Origin of the sequence: Frigoribacterium sp. Leaf263 (assembly GCF_001422285.1) — a bacterium.
Taxonomy (GTDB): Bacteria; Actinomycetota; Actinomycetes; order Actinomycetales; family Microbacteriaceae; genus Frigoribacterium.
This window is the reverse complement of sequence record NZ_LMMO01000006.1, coordinates 75,932-93,495: the sequence shown is the minus strand read 5'-3', so window position 1 is coordinate 93,495 and position 17,564 is coordinate 75,932. Positions and strand designations below refer to the sequence as shown.

The 17,564-nt window shown below is 64.4% G+C and carries 14 protein-coding genes; 5 read left to right on the top strand and 9 right to left on the bottom strand.

Annotation, left to right across the window (positions count from 1 at the left end; translation table 11 throughout):
* The first annotated feature begins 202 nt into the window (after positions 1 to 202).
* The gene (locus ASF17_RS14180; RefSeq protein ID WP_200913507.1) at positions 203 to 1,189 is read left to right on the top strand and encodes an SMP-30/gluconolactonase/LRE family protein; all 987 of its coding nucleotides are present in this window, start codon (positions 203 to 205) and stop codon (positions 1,187 to 1,189) included.
* 260 nt (positions 1,190 to 1,449) lie between these two features.
* Here ASF17_RS14180 and ASF17_RS14175 read toward each other — a convergent pair whose 3' ends face one another.
* The 3 genes from ASF17_RS14175 to ASF17_RS14165 are packed head-to-tail and all read right to left on the bottom strand — an operon-like array spanning position 1,450 to position 4,996.
* Positions 1,450 to 2,406, bottom strand: a complete 957-nt coding sequence (locus ASF17_RS14175; RefSeq protein WP_055801548.1) for an alpha/beta hydrolase — start codon at positions 2,404 to 2,406, stop codon at positions 1,450 to 1,452.
* A 33-nt stretch (positions 2,407 to 2,439) separates the two neighbouring features.
* Positions 2,440 to 3,594 (bottom strand): serine hydrolase domain-containing protein, encoded by a 1,155-nt coding sequence (locus ASF17_RS14170; RefSeq protein ID WP_082475414.1) that lies wholly within the window; start codon positions 3,592 to 3,594, stop codon positions 2,440 to 2,442.
* On the bottom strand, positions 3,569 to 4,996 hold the full coding sequence (locus tag ASF17_RS14165) for an MFS transporter (RefSeq protein ID WP_156357454.1): 1,428 nt from the start codon (positions 4,994 to 4,996) through the stop codon (positions 3,569 to 3,571). The genes ASF17_RS14170 and ASF17_RS14165 overlap by 26 nt, the downstream gene beginning before the upstream one ends.
* 39 nt (positions 4,997 to 5,035) lie before the next feature.
* On the opposite strand from ASF17_RS14165, the gene ASF17_RS14160 reads away from it, so the two are divergent.
* Together ASF17_RS14160 and ASF17_RS14155 are read left to right on the top strand one after the other, a co-directional pair.
* Positions 5,036 to 5,650: a TetR/AcrR family transcriptional regulator gene (locus ASF17_RS14160; protein WP_055801543.1), complete on the top strand. Its 615-nt coding sequence runs from the start codon at positions 5,036 to 5,038 to the stop codon at positions 5,648 to 5,650.
* 627 nt (positions 5,651 to 6,277) lie between these two features.
* Positions 6,278 to 7,627: an alpha/beta hydrolase gene (locus ASF17_RS14155; RefSeq protein ID WP_162236434.1), complete on the top strand. Its 1,350-nt coding sequence runs from the start codon at positions 6,278 to 6,280 to the stop codon at positions 7,625 to 7,627.
* A gap of 136 nt (positions 7,628 to 7,763) precedes the next feature.
* Here ASF17_RS14155 and ASF17_RS14150 read toward each other — a convergent pair whose 3' ends face one another.
* The 5 genes from ASF17_RS14150 to ASF17_RS14130 are packed head-to-tail and all read right to left on the bottom strand — an operon-like array spanning position 7,764 to position 13,160.
* Positions 7,764 to 8,705, bottom strand: coding sequence for a DMT family transporter (locus tag ASF17_RS14150; protein ID WP_200913506.1), 942 nt, complete (start codon positions 8,703 to 8,705; stop codon positions 7,764 to 7,766).
* Between the two features lie 48 nt (positions 8,706 to 8,753).
* Entirely contained in the window at positions 8,754 to 9,716 is a 963-nt protein-coding gene (locus ASF17_RS14145) for an N-acetylglucosamine kinase (protein ID WP_156357453.1), read from the bottom strand.
* Between the two features lie 2 nt (positions 9,717 to 9,718).
* The gene (locus tag ASF17_RS14140) at positions 9,719 to 10,882 is read right to left on the bottom strand and encodes an SIS domain-containing protein (protein ID WP_055801534.1); all 1,164 of its coding nucleotides are present in this window, start codon (positions 10,880 to 10,882) and stop codon (positions 9,719 to 9,721) included.
* Positions 10,875 to 12,203, bottom strand: coding sequence for a D-tagatose-bisphosphate aldolase, class II, non-catalytic subunit (locus ASF17_RS14135; protein WP_055801531.1), 1,329 nt, complete (start codon positions 12,201 to 12,203; stop codon positions 10,875 to 10,877). The genes ASF17_RS14140 and ASF17_RS14135 overlap by 8 nt, the downstream gene beginning before the upstream one ends.
* 54 nt (positions 12,204 to 12,257) lie before the next feature.
* Entirely contained in the window at positions 12,258 to 13,160 is a 903-nt protein-coding gene (locus ASF17_RS14130) for a class II fructose-bisphosphate aldolase (protein ID WP_055801527.1), read from the bottom strand.
* Positions 13,161 to 13,264: 104 nt separating this feature from the next.
* Between ASF17_RS14130 and ASF17_RS14125 the strand changes: the two genes are divergently transcribed.
* The gene (locus tag ASF17_RS14125; protein ID WP_235476653.1) at positions 13,265 to 14,089 is read left to right on the top strand and encodes a DeoR/GlpR family DNA-binding transcription regulator; all 825 of its coding nucleotides are present in this window, start codon (positions 13,265 to 13,267) and stop codon (positions 14,087 to 14,089) included.
* A gap of 211 nt (positions 14,090 to 14,300) precedes the next feature.
* Here ASF17_RS14125 and ASF17_RS14120 read toward each other — a convergent pair whose 3' ends face one another.
* Positions 14,301 to 16,751, bottom strand: a complete 2,451-nt coding sequence (locus ASF17_RS14120) for a beta-glucosidase family protein (protein WP_055801579.1) — start codon at positions 16,749 to 16,751, stop codon at positions 14,301 to 14,303.
* A gap of 205 nt (positions 16,752 to 16,956) precedes the next feature.
* Between ASF17_RS14120 and ASF17_RS14115 the strand changes: the two genes are divergently transcribed.
* Entirely contained in the window at positions 16,957 to 17,550 is a 594-nt protein-coding gene (locus tag ASF17_RS14115) for a TetR/AcrR family transcriptional regulator (RefSeq protein ID WP_055801525.1), read from the top strand.
* The last annotated feature ends 14 nt before the right edge of the window (positions 17,551 to 17,564 follow it).

The following is a 17,564-nucleotide window of genomic DNA, read 5'->3' as shown; positions in this document are numbered from 1 at the left end:
CCTTCCAGGCCGAGTGCACCCCGGGCTACTACAACGCCGAGGGCCGCGGCAGGCCGAACACCTCCTCCTACGGCCCCGGCCCGGTCGCGTTCCACGACGTGCTCGAGGAATGGCGTCGGATGTCCCTGGGCGATGTGCTCGGCGGGGTCCCCTCCCAGGCGACGACGTGAGCTGGCCCCGGCTCGTCACCGCGGGCACGGCCGTGGCACTGATCACGGTCCTGACGACCGGCTGCACCAACGGAGGCGTCGACGGTGCGCCCGAGCGCGAGATGGCGCGAGAGGCCGAGCGTGTCCTCAAGGTCACCGACGTGCATGAGTCGACGGGTCGCACTCTGCTCGAGGGGCCGGCCTTCGGCCCCGACGGTCGTCTCTACGTCGTCGATGTCACCGCGCCCTCCGGGGAGCCGAAGGTCCTCGGAATCGATCTCGAGACCGAGGAGGTGGAACCCGTGTACACGGATCGATCCAGTGCATTCACCTCAGCACAGTTCAGCCCCCTGGACGATCGGCTTTACCTCACCGACATCGCCCGGGGGACCATCACCAGCATCACCGCAGACGGAATCGACCCCCGGGTCTTCTTCGAAGGTGACGTCGAAGGGCAGCGGCTCAGCCCCGACGACATCGCTTTCGACGAGGAAGGGAACCATTTCGTCAGCGACTTCACGGCGTTTCCCGGTGTGCCGGCTGAAGCGGCGACCACAGGAGGCCGGGTCGTCCGGATTGACGGGCGTACGGGTGAGGCGTCAGTCATCGCGCGCGGTCTTCCTTCACCCAACGGAATCTCGTTCACTGCCGACTGGTCGGGGCTGTGGCTAAGTCAATACGCCGCGAACCGTATCGACCTCGTCGCCCTCGATGAGGAACGCAGCGCCGCGACCAGTCTGCATCCCGGCATGTACATGTCGGCGGGTGCAGGGCGAGTCGATTCGAGCGCCGTCGACGCCGACGGCAACGTATACCAGGCCTTCGAAGGCAAGCCAGAGATCGCTGTCCACAACTCCGGCGGTGACCTGATCGCCAGGATCACCGTGCCGGAGGAGGACGAAGGTCTGGTCTCCGCCACGAACCTCGCGGTCCGCCCAGGGACCACCGACGGGTACATGACTGTGAGCGGTGAGGCTGGTGGTTACATATATCGTTTCGAGTCGCTCGGAAAGGGTGTCCCTCAAACCAACGGCGGATGACGATTCCACCTGGGCTCATGTTCGCGCCGCTAGCTACTTGAAAGCGTGTCGAGCGGATCGAGCCGTCTCGGTCCGAATCCTACGGGGCCTTTGGGTTGATCAAACTGACATTGCGAATCTACGCAGAGGCCGAGGTGCTCTAGGGCGGTTGTATCCAAAGGGTCAAAAAGGTTTCTGATGACGACTCTGTAAATCTTCGATCTATCACCTCAAGGGTATGATGGTTCGGACCAATAGGCGCGGGCTGAAGTGTGTTTATGTCAGGGGCGTTCTTCAGCGTGCGCATGGTTGAGGGCATTTATGGCCTCCCCCCGCCAACGTCTTGCTCCTTCCATAACTCTGGTGAAAGCCGATGAGGCATGAATGTGCCCGATCTGGAGTGAGTGCGTCGCGGGGACACCTGACCGACGCAATTTGTCTGCGTACAGTGCTCCGTCGTCTCTGAGCATGTCGAACTCCGCGGTCATGATGTAGGCCGGAGCAACTCCGGAGACGTCCTCCGCGAGCAGAGGTGATGCGTATCGGGCGGCCGGGTCCTGATCGGGTCCGAGATACAGGCCGATCATGCGCTGAGTGTCTTCGGCGTGGAGGGCGTAGTTCGTGCCTAGGTCGCGATCACTGTGTGATGGTTGGCTGAGGGTCAGGTCAAGACTGGGGACTTCGAGCAGCTGTAGAGCGATCGCAGGCCCGTTTTCGTCATGGATCTTCATAGCGAGCGCAGCGGCGAGATTGCCCCCGGCTGACCCTCCGCCGAGCGTGATGCAGGTGGCATCGACGAGAAGCTCGTCCGCGTGGGTGATTACCCATTCGAAAGCGGCTTGGCAGTCAAGCAGCGCAGCGGGGTAGGGGTGCTCTGGTGCTTTCCGATAGTTGACGGTGATGACGACGCAGTTTGCACCAATGGCGCGCTCTTTGGCGATCGTCGACGTGGATTGGCTGAGGGCTGAGCCGGCGATCCACCCACCGCCGTGTAGGTAGAGGTGCGCGGGGAGTACGTCCTCATTGTCAGGGCGGAAGATTCCGAGTTCGATCATCCCGCCGTCGGCCACCGCGATGACAGCGGTATGCGATCTGACGTCGGTCGGCGCTTCTTCGATGAGTTGCGAGACAAAGGCGTCGGCGTTCGCCTCCTCAGTAGCTCGCCAGGCCGCGAAGTCGTGTATCTCAGGAAGGTGAGGAGTCGGAAGCAGGGGGGTCAGGAAAGGATCAACAGGCATTGGGGGTGGCTTTCATTGAAGGGTGCGGGCAATTTAGAGGCAGGTCTGGAGGGCGGTGGTCAGCCGGTTGGCGCGGTCGTCGAAGTCGCCGCCCGGGAACGCAGTCTGGAAACCGAATCCGAGCTCGAGGCCCGGGTGGGCGAAGGCGAGTTGCCCGCCCGCCCCGTCGTGTCCGAAGCTTCCCGGGCCGGCCATGGGGCGGCGGTGGCTGTGGATCATGAAGCCGGTTCCCCACCGTGTTCCGACGTCTGGACCGAGGAGGGGTTTGCCGATCGACAGGGGTGCGCTGGCCTCGGCCACGGTGCTGGCCTGGAGAAGTCTGACGCCATCCGTTGTAACGACGGTTGCGCTGTAGAGCCGGGCGAGGTCGCGGGCGCGTGTGACGAGGTTCGCCGCGGGACTTTCATGGTCGAGGAAGACCGGCTTGTTGCTGACCTCGAAGATGTCGCCCGGGCCGTAGACGTGAGAGAAGAGAATCTGAGCCGAGGTCTCGTCGTCAAAGGGCGACATCGGGATTCCCGCCCCTTGGTCCATGGGCTGTCGGATGAGGGCCCGGTTAGGGTCATCGATGTCATCCCCGTAGGTCATATCGAGGCCGAGGGGTGCGGCGACCTCCGCGGCAAGCCATTCGGAGGGCAGGCATCCTGTGGTTCGCCGAAGGACCTCACCAGCGAGGTACCCGAGGGTGATGGCGTGGTATTCGTGTCCTGTTCCTGGCCGCCACAATGGCTTCTGGGTGGCTAGCGCGTCGACCACGGGAAACCATGCACCGAGTTCGTGAGGGGCGACAGGCTGCTCCAGGCCGATGATTCCGCCTCGATGGGCCAGGAGCTCCCGGACGGTCAAGCTTCCTTTGCCGTGGGCTCCGAACTCGGGCCAGTATTCCGCGACGGGGCGGTCGAGGTCGAGAAATCCAGACTCCGCGGCCATCAGGAGAAGGATGGTCGTCACGCCTTTGCTGACCGAGAAGACGACAGATTTTGTGTGGGCAGTCCAGTTCTTGCCCGGCCGGGCTTCGCCACCGAAGATGTCGACGACGACGTCCCCGTTCACGAGGACGGTGCAGGCGGCACCGCCTTCGCCTCGATCCATGACGTTGGAAGCGAAGGCATCGGCGACGGCACCGAAACCGGGAGCGACATAGCCGCGTGGGGCGGCTCGGTTACGAGATGACGGACTTGAAGTCATGTGATGAAACCTCCGTCCCGCCGGTGAATGCGTTCCGGATGCCGCCACGACGGAAGCCGAGGTAACCAATGAGCACCCCGGCCAGGGCTGCGACGGAGAGGGCGATGAAGAACGCGCTGGGCGAGAAAGCGATCAACACGGGTGCCAGGGCTGACGCGACAGCGACTGTGACTCGTCCGACGGTGAAGACGAAGCCCTGCCCGGTTGAGCGGAGCAGCGTGGGGAACGACTCGTTAGCCCAAACCCGTGCCATCGGTTCACCACACAAAGCCGAGCCGGCGCTGGCGAGAACCACGACGAGGACGAGTGAGAGCAGATTGACACCGAGGACAACAGGGAGGAGGAACCCTGCTGCGAAGACGATTCCACCGGCGAGGAACAGGGGCAGGCGGGCCCGTGTTCCGACCAGCTTCATCATGACGGCGAGCCCGACAAGGGTCGTCGGCATTGCGAGGAGGGTGTAACCGGTGAACGCGGTGACGGAGAGGCCGGCGACGTTCACAGCGATGAAGGCGACGAATGAGGCCGCCACATTGCCTGCCACACCGATCAGGGCGTAGTAGGTGGATAGAACGACGAGTGGGCGTCGGAAGGGTGCCTTGAAGAGTTCTCGGACGGCCGCTTGGTCGCCGGGAAGCTCAGTTCCGAGCCGACGCTGTTCGCGGCTTCGGATCCAGGCTGCCGATTCGGGGATGGTCAGACGCATGACGAACCCGATCGTGCCGACAAGCGCGATCATGCCGTAGAGAATCTGGCCCGAAATGCGCCCCTGGTCGCCTGTCGTCGTCGCGACGATGATGACGGTGATCGATGCCAACACCCACATGGCCTGAGAAAACACGAGCATGGCTCCGCGATTCTTGTCAGTGGCCACTTCGGCCACTGTGGCTAGGGACACCGGCAGGTCGGCCCCGACGCCCAGGCCCAAAAGGGCAAGGCCTGCAAAGAGGACCCCGAAGGACGTCCCGAAAGTGGGTGCGAGGCTGCCGAGGACGATCACGATCATCGTGACCAGGAAGACCTTGCGCCGCCCGTAGAGGTCTCCGGCACGACCACCGACGAGGGCGCCCACCGCGAGGCCGAAGGTCACCGCAGCGGTGAGCAGCCCGACCTGTGCACCGGTCAGTCCGATCGACTGCTGGTAGATCACCAGGGCGATTCCATTCACGGACAAGGCTGCTCCGTCAACGAACGATGCCAGCCCAGCAACTGTCGCCACGTACCAAGGTCGCACCGTCCGGGACGGCCTATCGAGGTCAGCACTGCTCATGATTTCTCCCTTGAAATCCTCGTCGCCTTCGTCGGCACGTGCGGCCGGCTGCGAGGTGTCCTCACCGTAGCCCAATGTTGTCCAACATGAAAGTCTTCGAACTGGTAACTTAATCGAGATGGTGGTCTGCACGAGTTCAAGAACTGTCGGCCAGGACGAGCGAGGGCATTGATGGCATCTGCCAAGGAGACTGCTGATTCGACCGGCAGGAAACGGCGCGGACCCTACGCCAACGGGCTCGAGCGGAGGCAAGAACTCGTCGCTCAATCCCTCAATCTCTTCGCCGAGCACGGCTTCCAGCGACTATCGCTGCGGAAGATCGCCGAAACGCTGGGCATGAGCCACGCGGCCCTCAGCTACTACTTCCCATCGAAGGAAGACCTGCTGCGAGCAGTGTTCGAGGAGCAGGCGCGACGCGAGCAGCCGCTATTTCAGCCACTCATCGACCAGAGGGGCCTGCTCGATGTTCTCGCAGAACTCGTCAGTCGGAACAACGCGATCCCGGGGCTCATCAGCCTCGATGTATCACTGCTCGGCGAAGCACACCAGGTGGACCACTTTGCCCACGACTGGGCACAGCAGAGAATCACTGACGGGAATGCGCTCCTCAAGAGCGAGCTGGTCAAGGAGCACGAACGAGGTCGCCTTCGGGCGGGACTCGATCTCGATGTCACGGCTCGGCAGCTGAACGCACTTGTTCGCGGCCTGCAGCTGCAGTGGCTCTACGACCCAGAACTGCCCGTCGACGCGCACATCAACGCCTACATCGACCTGATACGGGCCTGAGAAGCGAGCCTTCCCTGCCGGCCCCATGCGTGCAGGGCCGGTAAGGGGTGCGACCCGGTAGCCCGGGATTGCCTCTGCCGTTGCTTCGCCGACAACATCTCGCATCACGCGGGGCACGCTCCGCGCACCCAGGCGCCATCTCTGGGGTGCCCGAAAGCTCGCCCCGTGGTCACGGCCGGCCCGAGGCCCAGATTCAGCGTTTCGCCATCACGCGCGGCAGCTGCGCAGAAAACGTCGCCTCGATGTCACGTGAGGTCTGGCTCCATATTCCGGTCTGGGCTGACTTCATCTAAGTCGAGGGTCATCGACGCCGGCAAGCTCGCAGGGCGCCGGCACGAGCCCTCACGAGTCAATACCCAGGAAATCCCCAACTCAAGTATTGCCAGTGTGGCAAACTTTGATGGGGAGCTACGCAGCCGTTGCCTGCCTGCCTGCCATCGCTACGACCTGTGGCGGATTCAGGGGTGAGGTTCCGATGCGACCGCCCTGCTCCCAATACCGAGCGCTGCTGTCATCTGAAGGAGCTTTATGCCTGCGCAACTCTCATCGCCTGCCGGAAAAGTGTCAGGTTTTCTCGCCGGGGTGGTCACTCGTCACCGTGCGATCTGCGCCGCCTCCGGAGGGCTCTTGACCCTTGTTCTGCTGCTTCAGGCGTACCTCGTACGCCACCAGGACGCCGTGGGATTCATCTTGATTCTCGCGTTGATCGGAGTGCTCAGCCTGGCCCCTCGGATAAAAGCCGCTTCTTGGAGACTCTTCATCCGCTGTGTTGCTACAGCATCAATCGCGGCCGAAGCAGTCTGGTTTGGCACCGGCTGGAACTGGCTCTACATCGCGGCCCACATCGGAGTTGCCGCGCTTGCACTTGCAGCGTTCGTCCTGGCGTGGCAAGGCCGCACGCAGAACAAACGCACGCGTGCGCAACGGATGGTGGTAGTAGGCATGAGGACGGTAGGTATGGTCTCATCGGGTCTTGCCGTGATGCTGATCGGTGCGGTCGTCATCACCGACTTATCGGTCAGGCCAGCTGTTTACGCCCTGCAGAAAGCGGCAGATCAGGTGAACTCCTTCGATTCGAACGGCCCGTCCGGGGAGACAGCGCTTCCCGCAGGAACGACACTGACTCGAAACATCGAGTACGGCACCCAGTTCCCCAATAGCTTCCTCGACATCTACAGCAAGGAACCGAAGGCCGAAGCCTCCCGCCCGACCTACGTGTTCATCCACGGAGGCGGCTGGATTGCCGGGTCCAAGTCGATGGGCGACCCCAACGCTGCCGGTTCGTCGTTCGCACTCGGCAACGGACCGATCATCGACGCGGGCTACAACGTGGTGTCCCTCGACTACGCCCTCGCCCCAGGTGCGCCGTACCCGACACAGGTGCAGCAAGTGAGTCAAGCGGTCGCGTATCTCAAAGAGCACGCGGACCAATACGGCTTGGACATGTCTCGAGTCGTCATCGCGGGCAGCAGCGCCGGCGGCCAACTTGCTGGTCAATTCGCCAACATCGAAACCAACCCCGCCTACGCCGAACAGATTGGGATCGACCCCGTCCTGGATAAGGGGGTACTTCGCGCCGTCGTCCTTGACAGCGCCGCCATCGATCTCGCCCGCACCGGCCGCACCGAACTCCCCAGCCCGCAAGCCGACTTTCTCTTCAGCCTCAGTCTTCGCGCCTACGTCGGTCAGCCCCAGAACTCGACCACGGAGGTGCCCCTGGCCAGAGAGGCAGACATGCTCGCACACGTCACAACAGCGTTCCCGCCTGCCTTCATCGCGGACGGAAACGATGGCACCTTCCCTGATCAGGCCAAGGATCTAGGCGTCCGGCTGACGACCCTCGGAGTTCGGAACGTCGTGGACATACCAGCCATGAGCAACGGTCTCTTCGGTCACGGGTATATGGCGGGGCCGTCCCGTGAAACCGACCGATACAACAGCCGGAAGGTGGCTTTCCTAGCCGAAGCCGTCGGCTGAGGACGGGGACTGTATCGAACGGGGGACACGTGCGGCGCCGCTGATGCCTTCCGTTGTCTGGGTGCCGCCGCAAAAGCCCGCTCACGTCCCCTGAGGGACTTGAGCGGGCCTTTCACTTTCCGTCTAAGCGTTGTGGCTACCGAGGCGACGGCGTGGTTTCGCGGGTGAGCTCGTCGTTCAGGAGTGCTTCTGGGACAGCTTCGCCGCGTTTCTCGTCGCTGTAGACCATGAGGGTTGATCCCACCAGTGCCAGGACGATGGCGACTGCGCCGAAGGGCGAGGGCAGGGTCTGGTAGATGATCAGAGACACGACGATCGTGAGGACTGGGGCGAGGGCGTTGGTCGTGGGCGCCACGATGGATGCCTTGCCTCGGCTGAGGGCCATGACGAGGAAGAGCGCTCCGATTGCGTTCAGCAGCTGGGTTACTGCGGTGAGCGCCGGCGCCTGCCAGGGGACATCGAGCGGGAGCCCGCCCATGGCGAGGATCGCGAAGGGGACGAGTGCGAGTCCGCTGATGGCCATCCAGCCGAAGGTGGTGCCGTCGTTCACGCCGATCGTGGCGGCCTTGCGCATAAAGAAGGCCTGCACACCCCAGGCGATGCTGACGAAGATTGCGATGAGCAGCCACGGGCCAGCCGTTGCCTCACCGGAGGAGCCGGCGACGCTGAACAAGACGATGGCTGCGAGGGCGGCGAAGAGGCCAATGATGGCGACTTTCCGCAGGCGTTCGCGGAGGAAGATCACGGCCATGAGCACGGTGATCGCCGGGGATACGGAGATGATCGGGAAGATGAGGTACGCGGGACCGGTGGAGAGGGCGTTGAACAGCAGCAGCTGTCCGCCCGCGCCGGTCAGGCCGATGAGCAGGCCGTACATGGCGGCTTTGGGTCGGCGGTCGAATTTCTGACCTCGCAGCGCGAATACGGCCGGGATGATCATGGTGAACGCCCAGATGACGTAGATCATCTCATCGGGGTATCCGTAGAGGTTGATGGGAAGGGAAGAAAGAGCCCCCCACACTCCCCAGAAGAGCACTAGGAGTGCTGCGTAGAAGATCCAGCTGCGTGTTCTGTTCACAATGACCTCATCTTTGACATCGGGTTGCGGGGTGGGGAGGGGTGTCGTTTAGTGCGTGCGAAGGCGCTGCAGAGCAGCGTCGGAGAGGGGGGTGCCGGCCTTTTTCGCGGCGTAGAGGGCGCCTCCGACTCCGGGGCCGAACAGAGGTTCGTGCAACTCGTACGGGGCCGGTAGGGCGGTGAGGGCGTCGGCGAAGCCGTCACGGATGATGGCGGTCGTGAACATGCCGCCGGAGTAGGAGACAGGCACGGTGTCGTTGCCGAAGCCGAGTTGGAGCCGGGTGGTCTCGACGATCTCGACGAGTTCGTCGCAGGCGTTGATGAGGATCTGGATGGCGACGGTGTCGCCCTGTTCGGCAGCTTCGACGACGGTTTTGGAGAGGTCGCCGATGTTGACTCGGAGGCCCTTCCACTGGTTCACGACGACGTCGATCAGATCCAGGTCGTTGGTGATGCCGACGCGTGTCTTGATGATGTTGTAAAGAGGTCCGCGGGGGAGGCGTCCGTCGCTCATGCGGCTGAATGCGTTGAGGCCTTGTTCGGCGATCCAGTAGCCCGATCCTTCGTCGCCGAAGAGTTCGCTCCAGCCGCCGACTCGGTGGTTGCGACCGTGGTATTCGCCGTAGGTCATGGACCCGGTACCGCTGATGACGTTGATGCCGTCTCGGGCGCCGAGTGAACCGGCCCATCCGCAGACCATGTCGTTGTCGCTGGTGAATCGATCGTGTCCGAGGACTTCGCCTGGAATCGTGTCGAGTCGGTCGATGTCGGCACTGACTTCGCCGTATCCGGGCAGTCCGAAGAAGGCTTGGTTGATCTGTCCGGTGGTGATGCCCGCTTGGGATGTGACGCCGCTGATCCCTGTGGCCAGGATGCGGCTGACGAGTTCGATGCCGTCGTTGAAGTAGTAGCAGCTGGCCGTCGTCATCTCGGACACGATCCGGCCGGTGTCGTCGAGGAGGACGAAGTTGGTCTTGGACCCGCCGCCGTCGACTCCGAGGAACAGAGCCATCGTCACCGACCGCCGTTCGTGTGCTTGTGGTCCGAGGGAGCGAGGGGGTGGATCGTGACTCCCTTGACGACGCGGTTGACGGTCCCGTTCGGGAACGGGTTGTCGGGAGTGAACCCGAGTTTGACGGAGAACGAGAGACCGAGCAGCTGCGCGATGACGATGTAGGCGACGGCGAGGAACGCATCGCTCACACCCGTCAGTTCATCGAGAACCCAGTTCCGGCCGTCCTCGTCGGGCATTGGCTCGGAGGAGATGGCGATGACGTGATCTGCCCCGAGGGCGGAACGAAGTTCCGTGACGATGTCCTGGTCGTATCGACGGGTGTAGGTGTCGGAGGACATGTAGACCAGCGCGAGAGTCCTGTCGTTGAGGACGGCTTTCGGGCCGTGACGGAATCCGAGAGCCGAGTCGTAGTAGGTGACGATCCGGCCGGCTGTCAGCTCGAGCAGCTTCAGGGCCGATTCGCGTGCCAGACCGGTGAGGGGGCCGCTACCGAGGTAGATGACTCGCTCGTATGAGGCGCCGGCGAGCTGGCGGATCTCGTCCTGTCGGTGGGTCACGATGTTCTCGACAGTGCGTCCCAGGGCGGTCACGGCGCGGTCGTCGTCTCCGCCGAAAATCAGCAGGGTGGAAAGCAGCATCGAGGTGAAGCTCGACGTCATGGCGAAGCCCTCGTCGTTGGCCCTGGTGGGCATCAGAACGATCTTCGACTTAGGGTCGTCCTGGTGCTGCTTGTAGAGGTTGCCCTCTTGGTCGCAGGTGATGATGAGGTGGTGAACCTCGGTGAGGACGTCGTCAGCTAAGACTGTCGCGGCCGTGCTTTCAGGGCTGTTGCCGGATCGGGCGTAGGAGACCAGGAGCGTGGGAAGGTCCTCGCCGAGATACTCGCGAGGGTTGGAAACGATGTCTGTGGTCGCGACGGAGTCGACCCGCCTTCCGAGGAGCTGAGTGAGCGCCGGCGCGGCGGTATCGCCGACGAACGCCGACGTTCCAGCCCCGGTCAGGATGATGCGCAGTCGCGGGTTGGCCAGAAGAGGCGTGAGGAACGCGTCGATGTCTTGACGCTGGCCGGTGATTTTCTGCGCTGCTTCGAGCCAGACGTCCGGCTGCCTTGAGATCTCGCGAGCTGTGGCGGAGGCGTGAAGAGGGGTGATCGTGTCAGACATGGAGTGCTCCAGTGAGGGTGGGGGAGACGTCGTTGTTCTCGGCCGGGAAGCAGGCCTGGGCGTACGGGCGGAGGGAGTCGCGGATGGCGTCCAGGATGAGGTCCCGGGGGTGCGGGCGGAGTTCGCCGGCGCGAACGCGGGCGTACTGGTCAGGCATGTACTGACTGATGAGCGGCAGGGGGATCTCGAGGTGTGACAGGTTGTCGTACAGTCGCGTTTCGGCGGCTTCGACTTCTTCGTCTGGCCAGTAGTAGCGCATGCGGTCGCTGTAGCTGAAGCGGCGAGCGATGCGTTGCTGGTCGGGCGTGCCCTCGTAGTAGCCCTCCCAGTAGCCGGGCTTTTCGAGCATCCGACGTTCAAGAACCTCGATCAGGTTCGAACGGTCTGCAGCCGGGACGAGCTCGTCTTCGATGTTCGCCAGAGCGAACAGGCCCTGTCGCATCGCGAAGGTGAGGCCTGGTCCGACCTTGAGGATCGCCCAGTGGTCCTCGACCAGCTCGGTCAGACGGGCGGTTTCTTGGTAGTCGGTGGAGTGGGCCTCGAAGACCAGTCCCGGTTCATCGTCCAGCACCCTCCGAAGATCCACTGTGCCGGCACGGTGGTAGTCGATGACTCGCAGGTGGTCGAACTCGACGGCGGGCTGCACGACGAGAGCGATGATGCGGGGCCAGATGTCGTCGAGCCCGACGTCGGCGAAGGCTCGACGGTGCCGTTCGAGAGTGGCCCGGGCAGCCGCAGGGGATGTGGGGACCAGATCTCCGAGAGTTTCGTGAGCCCCACCAGGCACGGGCACTTCTGTGCCGATGACGTAGAGGATGTCGTCGGCTCGCCCGGACGCCCGGGCGGCGTCCTCGGCGACACGGAGAAGACGGGCGGTGCGTTCCGCGACCAGGTCGTCACCGAGCGGTGCCGGGTCTCCCTTGCACGACATGCTGCAGTCGAGGTGGATCTTGGTGTATCCGGCTTCGACGTAGGCGCGGACGAGGCCCTCAGCGTTGAGCATGGCTTCTTCCGCATCGAGCTTCTGCCAGCGGTTGGGCCCCAGATGGTCGCCGCCCAGAACGAGACGGTCGCGAGCGAAGCCCAGATCGTCAGCGAGAGCGAACACGAGTTCGCGGAAGTCAGCGGGACGCATGCCGGTGTACCCGCCGAACTGATCGACCTGGTTGGACGTGGCTTCGATCAGAAGATAGGAGCCATCCTCGCGTGCCTGCAGGATCGACGCTTCGAGAACTGCTGGGTGGGCAGAGCAGACCGCGTAGATGCCTACTGCTTTACCTGCCTTGTGTTCGCGGATGGTGTTCCACAAGTGATTGACCACGGTGCTCCTTACTGACATCGCGCGGGGCGCCTTGGGGCGCCGCCGGCAGATTCGCTAAAAACGGTTTGCGTTGCTGACGACCGGCAGAGCTGGTCGATGTTCATCGGCCGACTCGGCGACGAGGCGGCAAATTCGAGTAACGGTCCGGGAGATGGCGTCGCGCCCGTCCGCGATGTAGATGCGCGGGTCGTGGACGTCTGACTCATCGAAGAGTCGTTGGCGTACAGCGTCGGTGAACGCCACATTCAGGGCTGTCCCGACGTTGATCTTTCGGATGCCTGCTGACACGGCTGCTCGTAGGGTCGTGTCCGAGACACCGGATGACCCGTGAAGGACCAGGGGGACACCCACGGCCTCTTCCAAGCGGCCGATGAGGTCGACGTCGATGGAGGCGCTGGCGGACGTCATGGCGTGAGAACTGCCAACGGCCACGGCAAGCGCATCGATGGAGGTGCCCGCGACGTACTCGCGAGCTTCGCCAGGATCGGTGCGAACCAAGGGGGAATGAGCCCCGTTCTTACCCCCGATCTCGCCCAGCTCGCCCTCGACCCAGAGCCCGTGACTGTGCGCCCGCTGGGCCGCATCCAGGGTCAGCTCGATGTTCGACACGTACGGGTGGTGGGCGGCATCGATCATGATGGAACTGACACCGAGACCGGCCGCTTCATCGATACCTTGCGAGATGAGTGACGAGTCCTGAAAGTGGTCCAGATGCAGCGAGATCGGCGCGGAGGATGACGACGCGATGCTGGCGCATGCCAGAAGAAGCGGTCGCATGTCCCCTTTGTGGAAGCCGATCGCGTTCTCGCTGACCTGCAGGATCGCTCCAGAGCCTGCCTGCTCGACACCTTCCGTGATGGCCTCGATGTGCTCCAACGTGACGACGTTGAAGCTCGCGATCGCGCTACGGCGAGTGATCGCGCCTTCGATGAGCCCACGAGTGGTGACGAGTGTCATAGGCAGATACTGCGATTAAGTGAGCGAAGTAATCAATCTGTAGGCCATAATTCGATTGAAGTGATCACTTTTATTGAGCGGTTGACGAGTGTGGAGTGATGGGCGTGAGCAAGCAGTACCTGGACCAGTCATCGCCGAGAGCTGTCTCGAGCAAGCGCAGCGAACGGATGCGACGCATCTTGTCTCTCCTGCACGAGCACACGAGTCGAAGCCTTGGGGACCTCGCGCGTGACCTCAGCGTGTCCGAGGCCACACTTCGTCGAGACCTGGCCGAACTGGACGAGCAGGGCCAACTCGTGCGGACGCACGGCGGAGCCAGAGAGAGGGACTCTCAGCCGGAGATCCCCGTCCGGCTCCGCAACACGAGCTACAGGCGAGAGAAGCAGTACATCGCACGGCGAACCGTGGATCTCATTCCGACGGGCCCTTACGCGCTGGCCCTCAGCGGCGGCACGACGACCGCAGAAGTCGCTCGTGGACTCCGGCATCGATCGGGCCTGACGATCATCACGAATTCTCTGACGATCGCAATGGAATGCGCCACCTGGCCTCGGCTCAAAGTCATCATGACCGGGGGCGTCGTCCGCCAGAGTTCCTTCGAGGCAGTCGGATCCCTCTCCGAGAGCGCCTTTCGCGGCATCAACGTCGGGACCTGCATTCTCGGGACAGACGGCATCAGCGCTACTGGAGGCGTCACCACACACGACGAGACGGAAGCCCGGACGAACCACGCCATGGTGGCGAACGCGGATCGAGTCATCGTCGTGGCAGATGGCTCGAAGGTTGGCCGAGCCACCCTGGCCAAAATGGCGGACATCTCCGAGGTGGACGATCTTGTGACGGACTCTTCGGCGGACCCTCACGCGTTGGAACTGATCGCTGCCGCCGGAGTCACCGTGCACGTCGTGGCCCCTGCCAGCGAACACTGATCTGTCCCTGGTGCTTCCAGTCAAGCAGCTGACCCGTCCAAGCCACAGTCTCGCCGCATGTGCGGCACCCGAAACGATGGAGTCCGGGCGGTAGGGAGTCTGACGAGCGGGAGCCGGCGATTAGCCAGTGACGATTTTGCGGGCAAGGAAGCCCCTGGCGACGACCGTGATTTTCGCGTCAGAAGGGGCTCCTCGGGGAATCGAAAAGGACCTAACTTACGAACTTCGTCGTGGCCGTGAGAGGCAACTCGGCCACCGAGGTGCCGACGTGCAGCGTGAACTCGCCGGGCTCGTGCGCCCACGCGCCATCACGCCAGTCGGCGAAGGCGCGCGCGGGCACCGTCACCTCGACCGTGGACGAGGTGCCGACTTCAAGAGACACGGGCGCGAAGCCAACGAGCCAGAGGGCCGGACGGTCCACGACGGAGACAGCGCGCGACGCGTAGACCTGCACCACGTGCTTGCCGGCGCGGGCGCCGGTGTTGGCGACGTCGACGGCGACCGTGACCGCGCCTCCTTCGCTGACGGTGTCGGAGACGACGAGGTCCGACTGCTGCCAGGTCGTATAGCCGAGGCCGTGGCCGAACTGCCACGCGGGCGCGGCGCCGGCCCGCAGCCAGGCCCGGTAGCCGATGTGGATCCCTTCGTCGTAACGGACCACGCCGTTTCGGGGTGTCACGTCGATCACGGGCACGTCGTCTGTCGCGGCGGGCCAGGTCGTGGGCAGGCGCCCGCCGGGTTCGGTGACACCGGTGAGCAGGTCGGCCAGAGCGTGACCGTACTCTTGCCCACCGAACCAGGTGAGCAGCACGGCGGCTGCGTCGTCGCGCCACGGTAGCTCGACCGGCGACCCGGCGTTGACGACCGCGACGGTTCGCGGGTTGGCGGCCAACACGGCGCGTGCGAGGTCGTCCTGCCGGCCGGGTAGGGCGAGGCTGGCTCGGTCGAAGCCCTCGGACTCGACCTTGCTGTTGGTGCCGACGACCATCACGACGAGGTCGGCTTCCGCTGCCTCGGCCGCTGCCGAGTCGATGAGCGCCTGCGGGTCGGAGTCGTCGGCGTCGAGGCCGAACGTGAACATCATCGCGCCGTCGAACGACTCTCCGCTGGCCTTCGCTTTGCGGAAGCGGACCGTCAGGTCGACCGGTCGGCCGGCCTCGACGTCGAGCGCGTGCGACTCGCTCGGGGGAGCGAGCAACGCGGCGCCGAGCTCGTCGCCCTCGGCTTCCACCGTGGCGGTGAAGAGCTCGTCGCCGTCGACGACGAAAGTCGCCTCGCCGATCGAGGCGAAGCCGAGCCGCACGCGGCCTGTGGTCGACGGGGTCCAGGTCGTCGTCGCGACGAACTCCCCGAGGCTCGTCACGGGGGCGTCGCCGCCGATGTAGACGAACGAGGTCGCGCGCCGCTCTTCGGTGAATATCTCGGCCCCGTGAGTGTCGAGGAACGACACGTGCACGCCGGCGTCGCCCGTGACGGGGTTCGTCAGCTCGGACAGGGGAATCTCGGCGACGCCCTCCTGCACGACTGCGCCGACCGACCAGGTCACCTCGGCGTCGGGGAACGCTTCGCGGATGCCCTCGATCGGGCTGACGACCGACTCGGGCACGACCGTGGCGCTGCCGCCGCCCTGCGTCCGGGCGCGGTCGGCGTTGTCGCCGATCACGGCGACTCTGCGTACCGAGCTGGCCTCGACCGGCAGGATGCCGTCGTTCGCGACGAGCACCGCACCGGCTGACTCGGCCTCGCGGGCGAAGGCGACGCCGTCTTCGATGAAGACGGGCTCCACGCCGTCGAAGCCATCGAGCGCGCCGACGCGGGCGGCCAAGGTCAGGATCCGCAGCACCTTGCGATCGATCGCCGCCTCGGGAACCTCGCCCGACTGGACGGCCGTGACGAGTGCGTCGCCCCAGGCACCCACCGGCCCGGGCATGGCCATGTCCTGAGATGCCTTGGCGCTGTCGACGGAGCGGACGCCGGTCCAGTCGCTGATGACGACGCCATCGAAGCCCCACTCGCTGTTCAGCGGCGTCTCGAGCAGATCGTTCTCGGAGGCGGTGGTGCCGTTGATCGAGTTGTAGGCGCTCATGACCAGCCAGGCCCGCGCCTCCACGACGCTCTTCTCGAACGCTGCGAGGTAGAGCTCGCGCAGGGCGCGGTCGCTCACGACGACGTCCGCGGTGAAGCGTTCGGTCTCGAAGTCGTTAGCGACGTAGTGCTTCGGCGTGGCCCCCACGCCGTTCTCCTGCACGCCGGTGACGTATGCGGCTGCGAGGTCGGCTGTGAGCAGCGGGTCCTCGCTGAAGCCCTCGAAGTGGCGGCCACCGAGGGGGGAGCGGTGCAGGTTGATGGTCGGGCCGAGCACGACGTCGACGCCCTTGCGACGAGCCTCGACGGCGGAGGCATGACCGTAGCGACGTGCGATCGAGGTGTCCCAGGCAGCTGAGAGGGCGGTGCCGCTCGGCAGGTTCAGCGACGGGCTGCGTTCGTCCCAGGTCTCCCCTCGGACGCCGGAGGGTCCGTCCGAGAACAGCATCCTGCGCAGGCCGATGTCCTCGATCGGCCAGCTGGTCCAGAAGTCGCGGCCGGTGAGCAGCTGCACCTTCTGCTCGAGGGAGAGGCGGTCGACGAGGCCGAGGAGGCGCGGATCGGTCGGCGAGACCATCTGCGTCCTGTCGGCGGAGCCAGTGTCGTCGCTCGAGTGCAGGGAGTCGGTCGGGGTGGTGGTGTCTTCAGCCACGGTGCCTCCAAGATCAGGGCGGGCCCTCGTCGGCGCCGCGTTCTGACGCTAGCACTCACTACTGAACGCGACTAGGTTTTCAGCGTGGTGTGAACTTTAGGGGTGGTCGGCACCGGATAGCCTGGTCAGCATGGCACGTCGGGGTTCGTATGCGAAGGGTGTGGCCAAGCGGGAAGAGATCCTCCGCGTGGCCCTCGAGGTCGTCGACCGGAACGGGATGCGCGGCACCTCGGTGCGTGAGCTCGCCGACGCCGTCGACCTCACCCAGGCCGGCCTCTTGCACCACTTCGGCAGCAAGGAGGAGTTGTTCCTCGCGATCCTCACCGCGCGCGACGAGGACAGCGGCGATGACACGGCCGGGCTCGACATCATCGACCAGTTCCTGGCCGTCATCGAGCGCAACGCACAGACGCCCGGGATGGTGCAGCTGTTCACGAGCATGGCCGCCGCCGCAACCAGCGATCCGTCCCACCCCGCGCACGCATGGTTCGCCGAGCGTTACGTGCGCTTTCGGGCGAATCTCACTGAGTCCCTGCGCCTGCGCCAGTTGACCGGAGAAGTGCCTGAGGACGTCGACGTGGCGAAGCTCGCCGCGGTGATGATGGCCGTCAGTGACGGTATGCAGCTGCAGTGGATGCTCGACCCGGCTACTGACATGGCTGCACATCTGCGGCTCGTGTGGGATCTCGCGCTCCGGAGCGCGCCGAAGGCTGACGTGGGTTGAGGACCTGGCGAAGG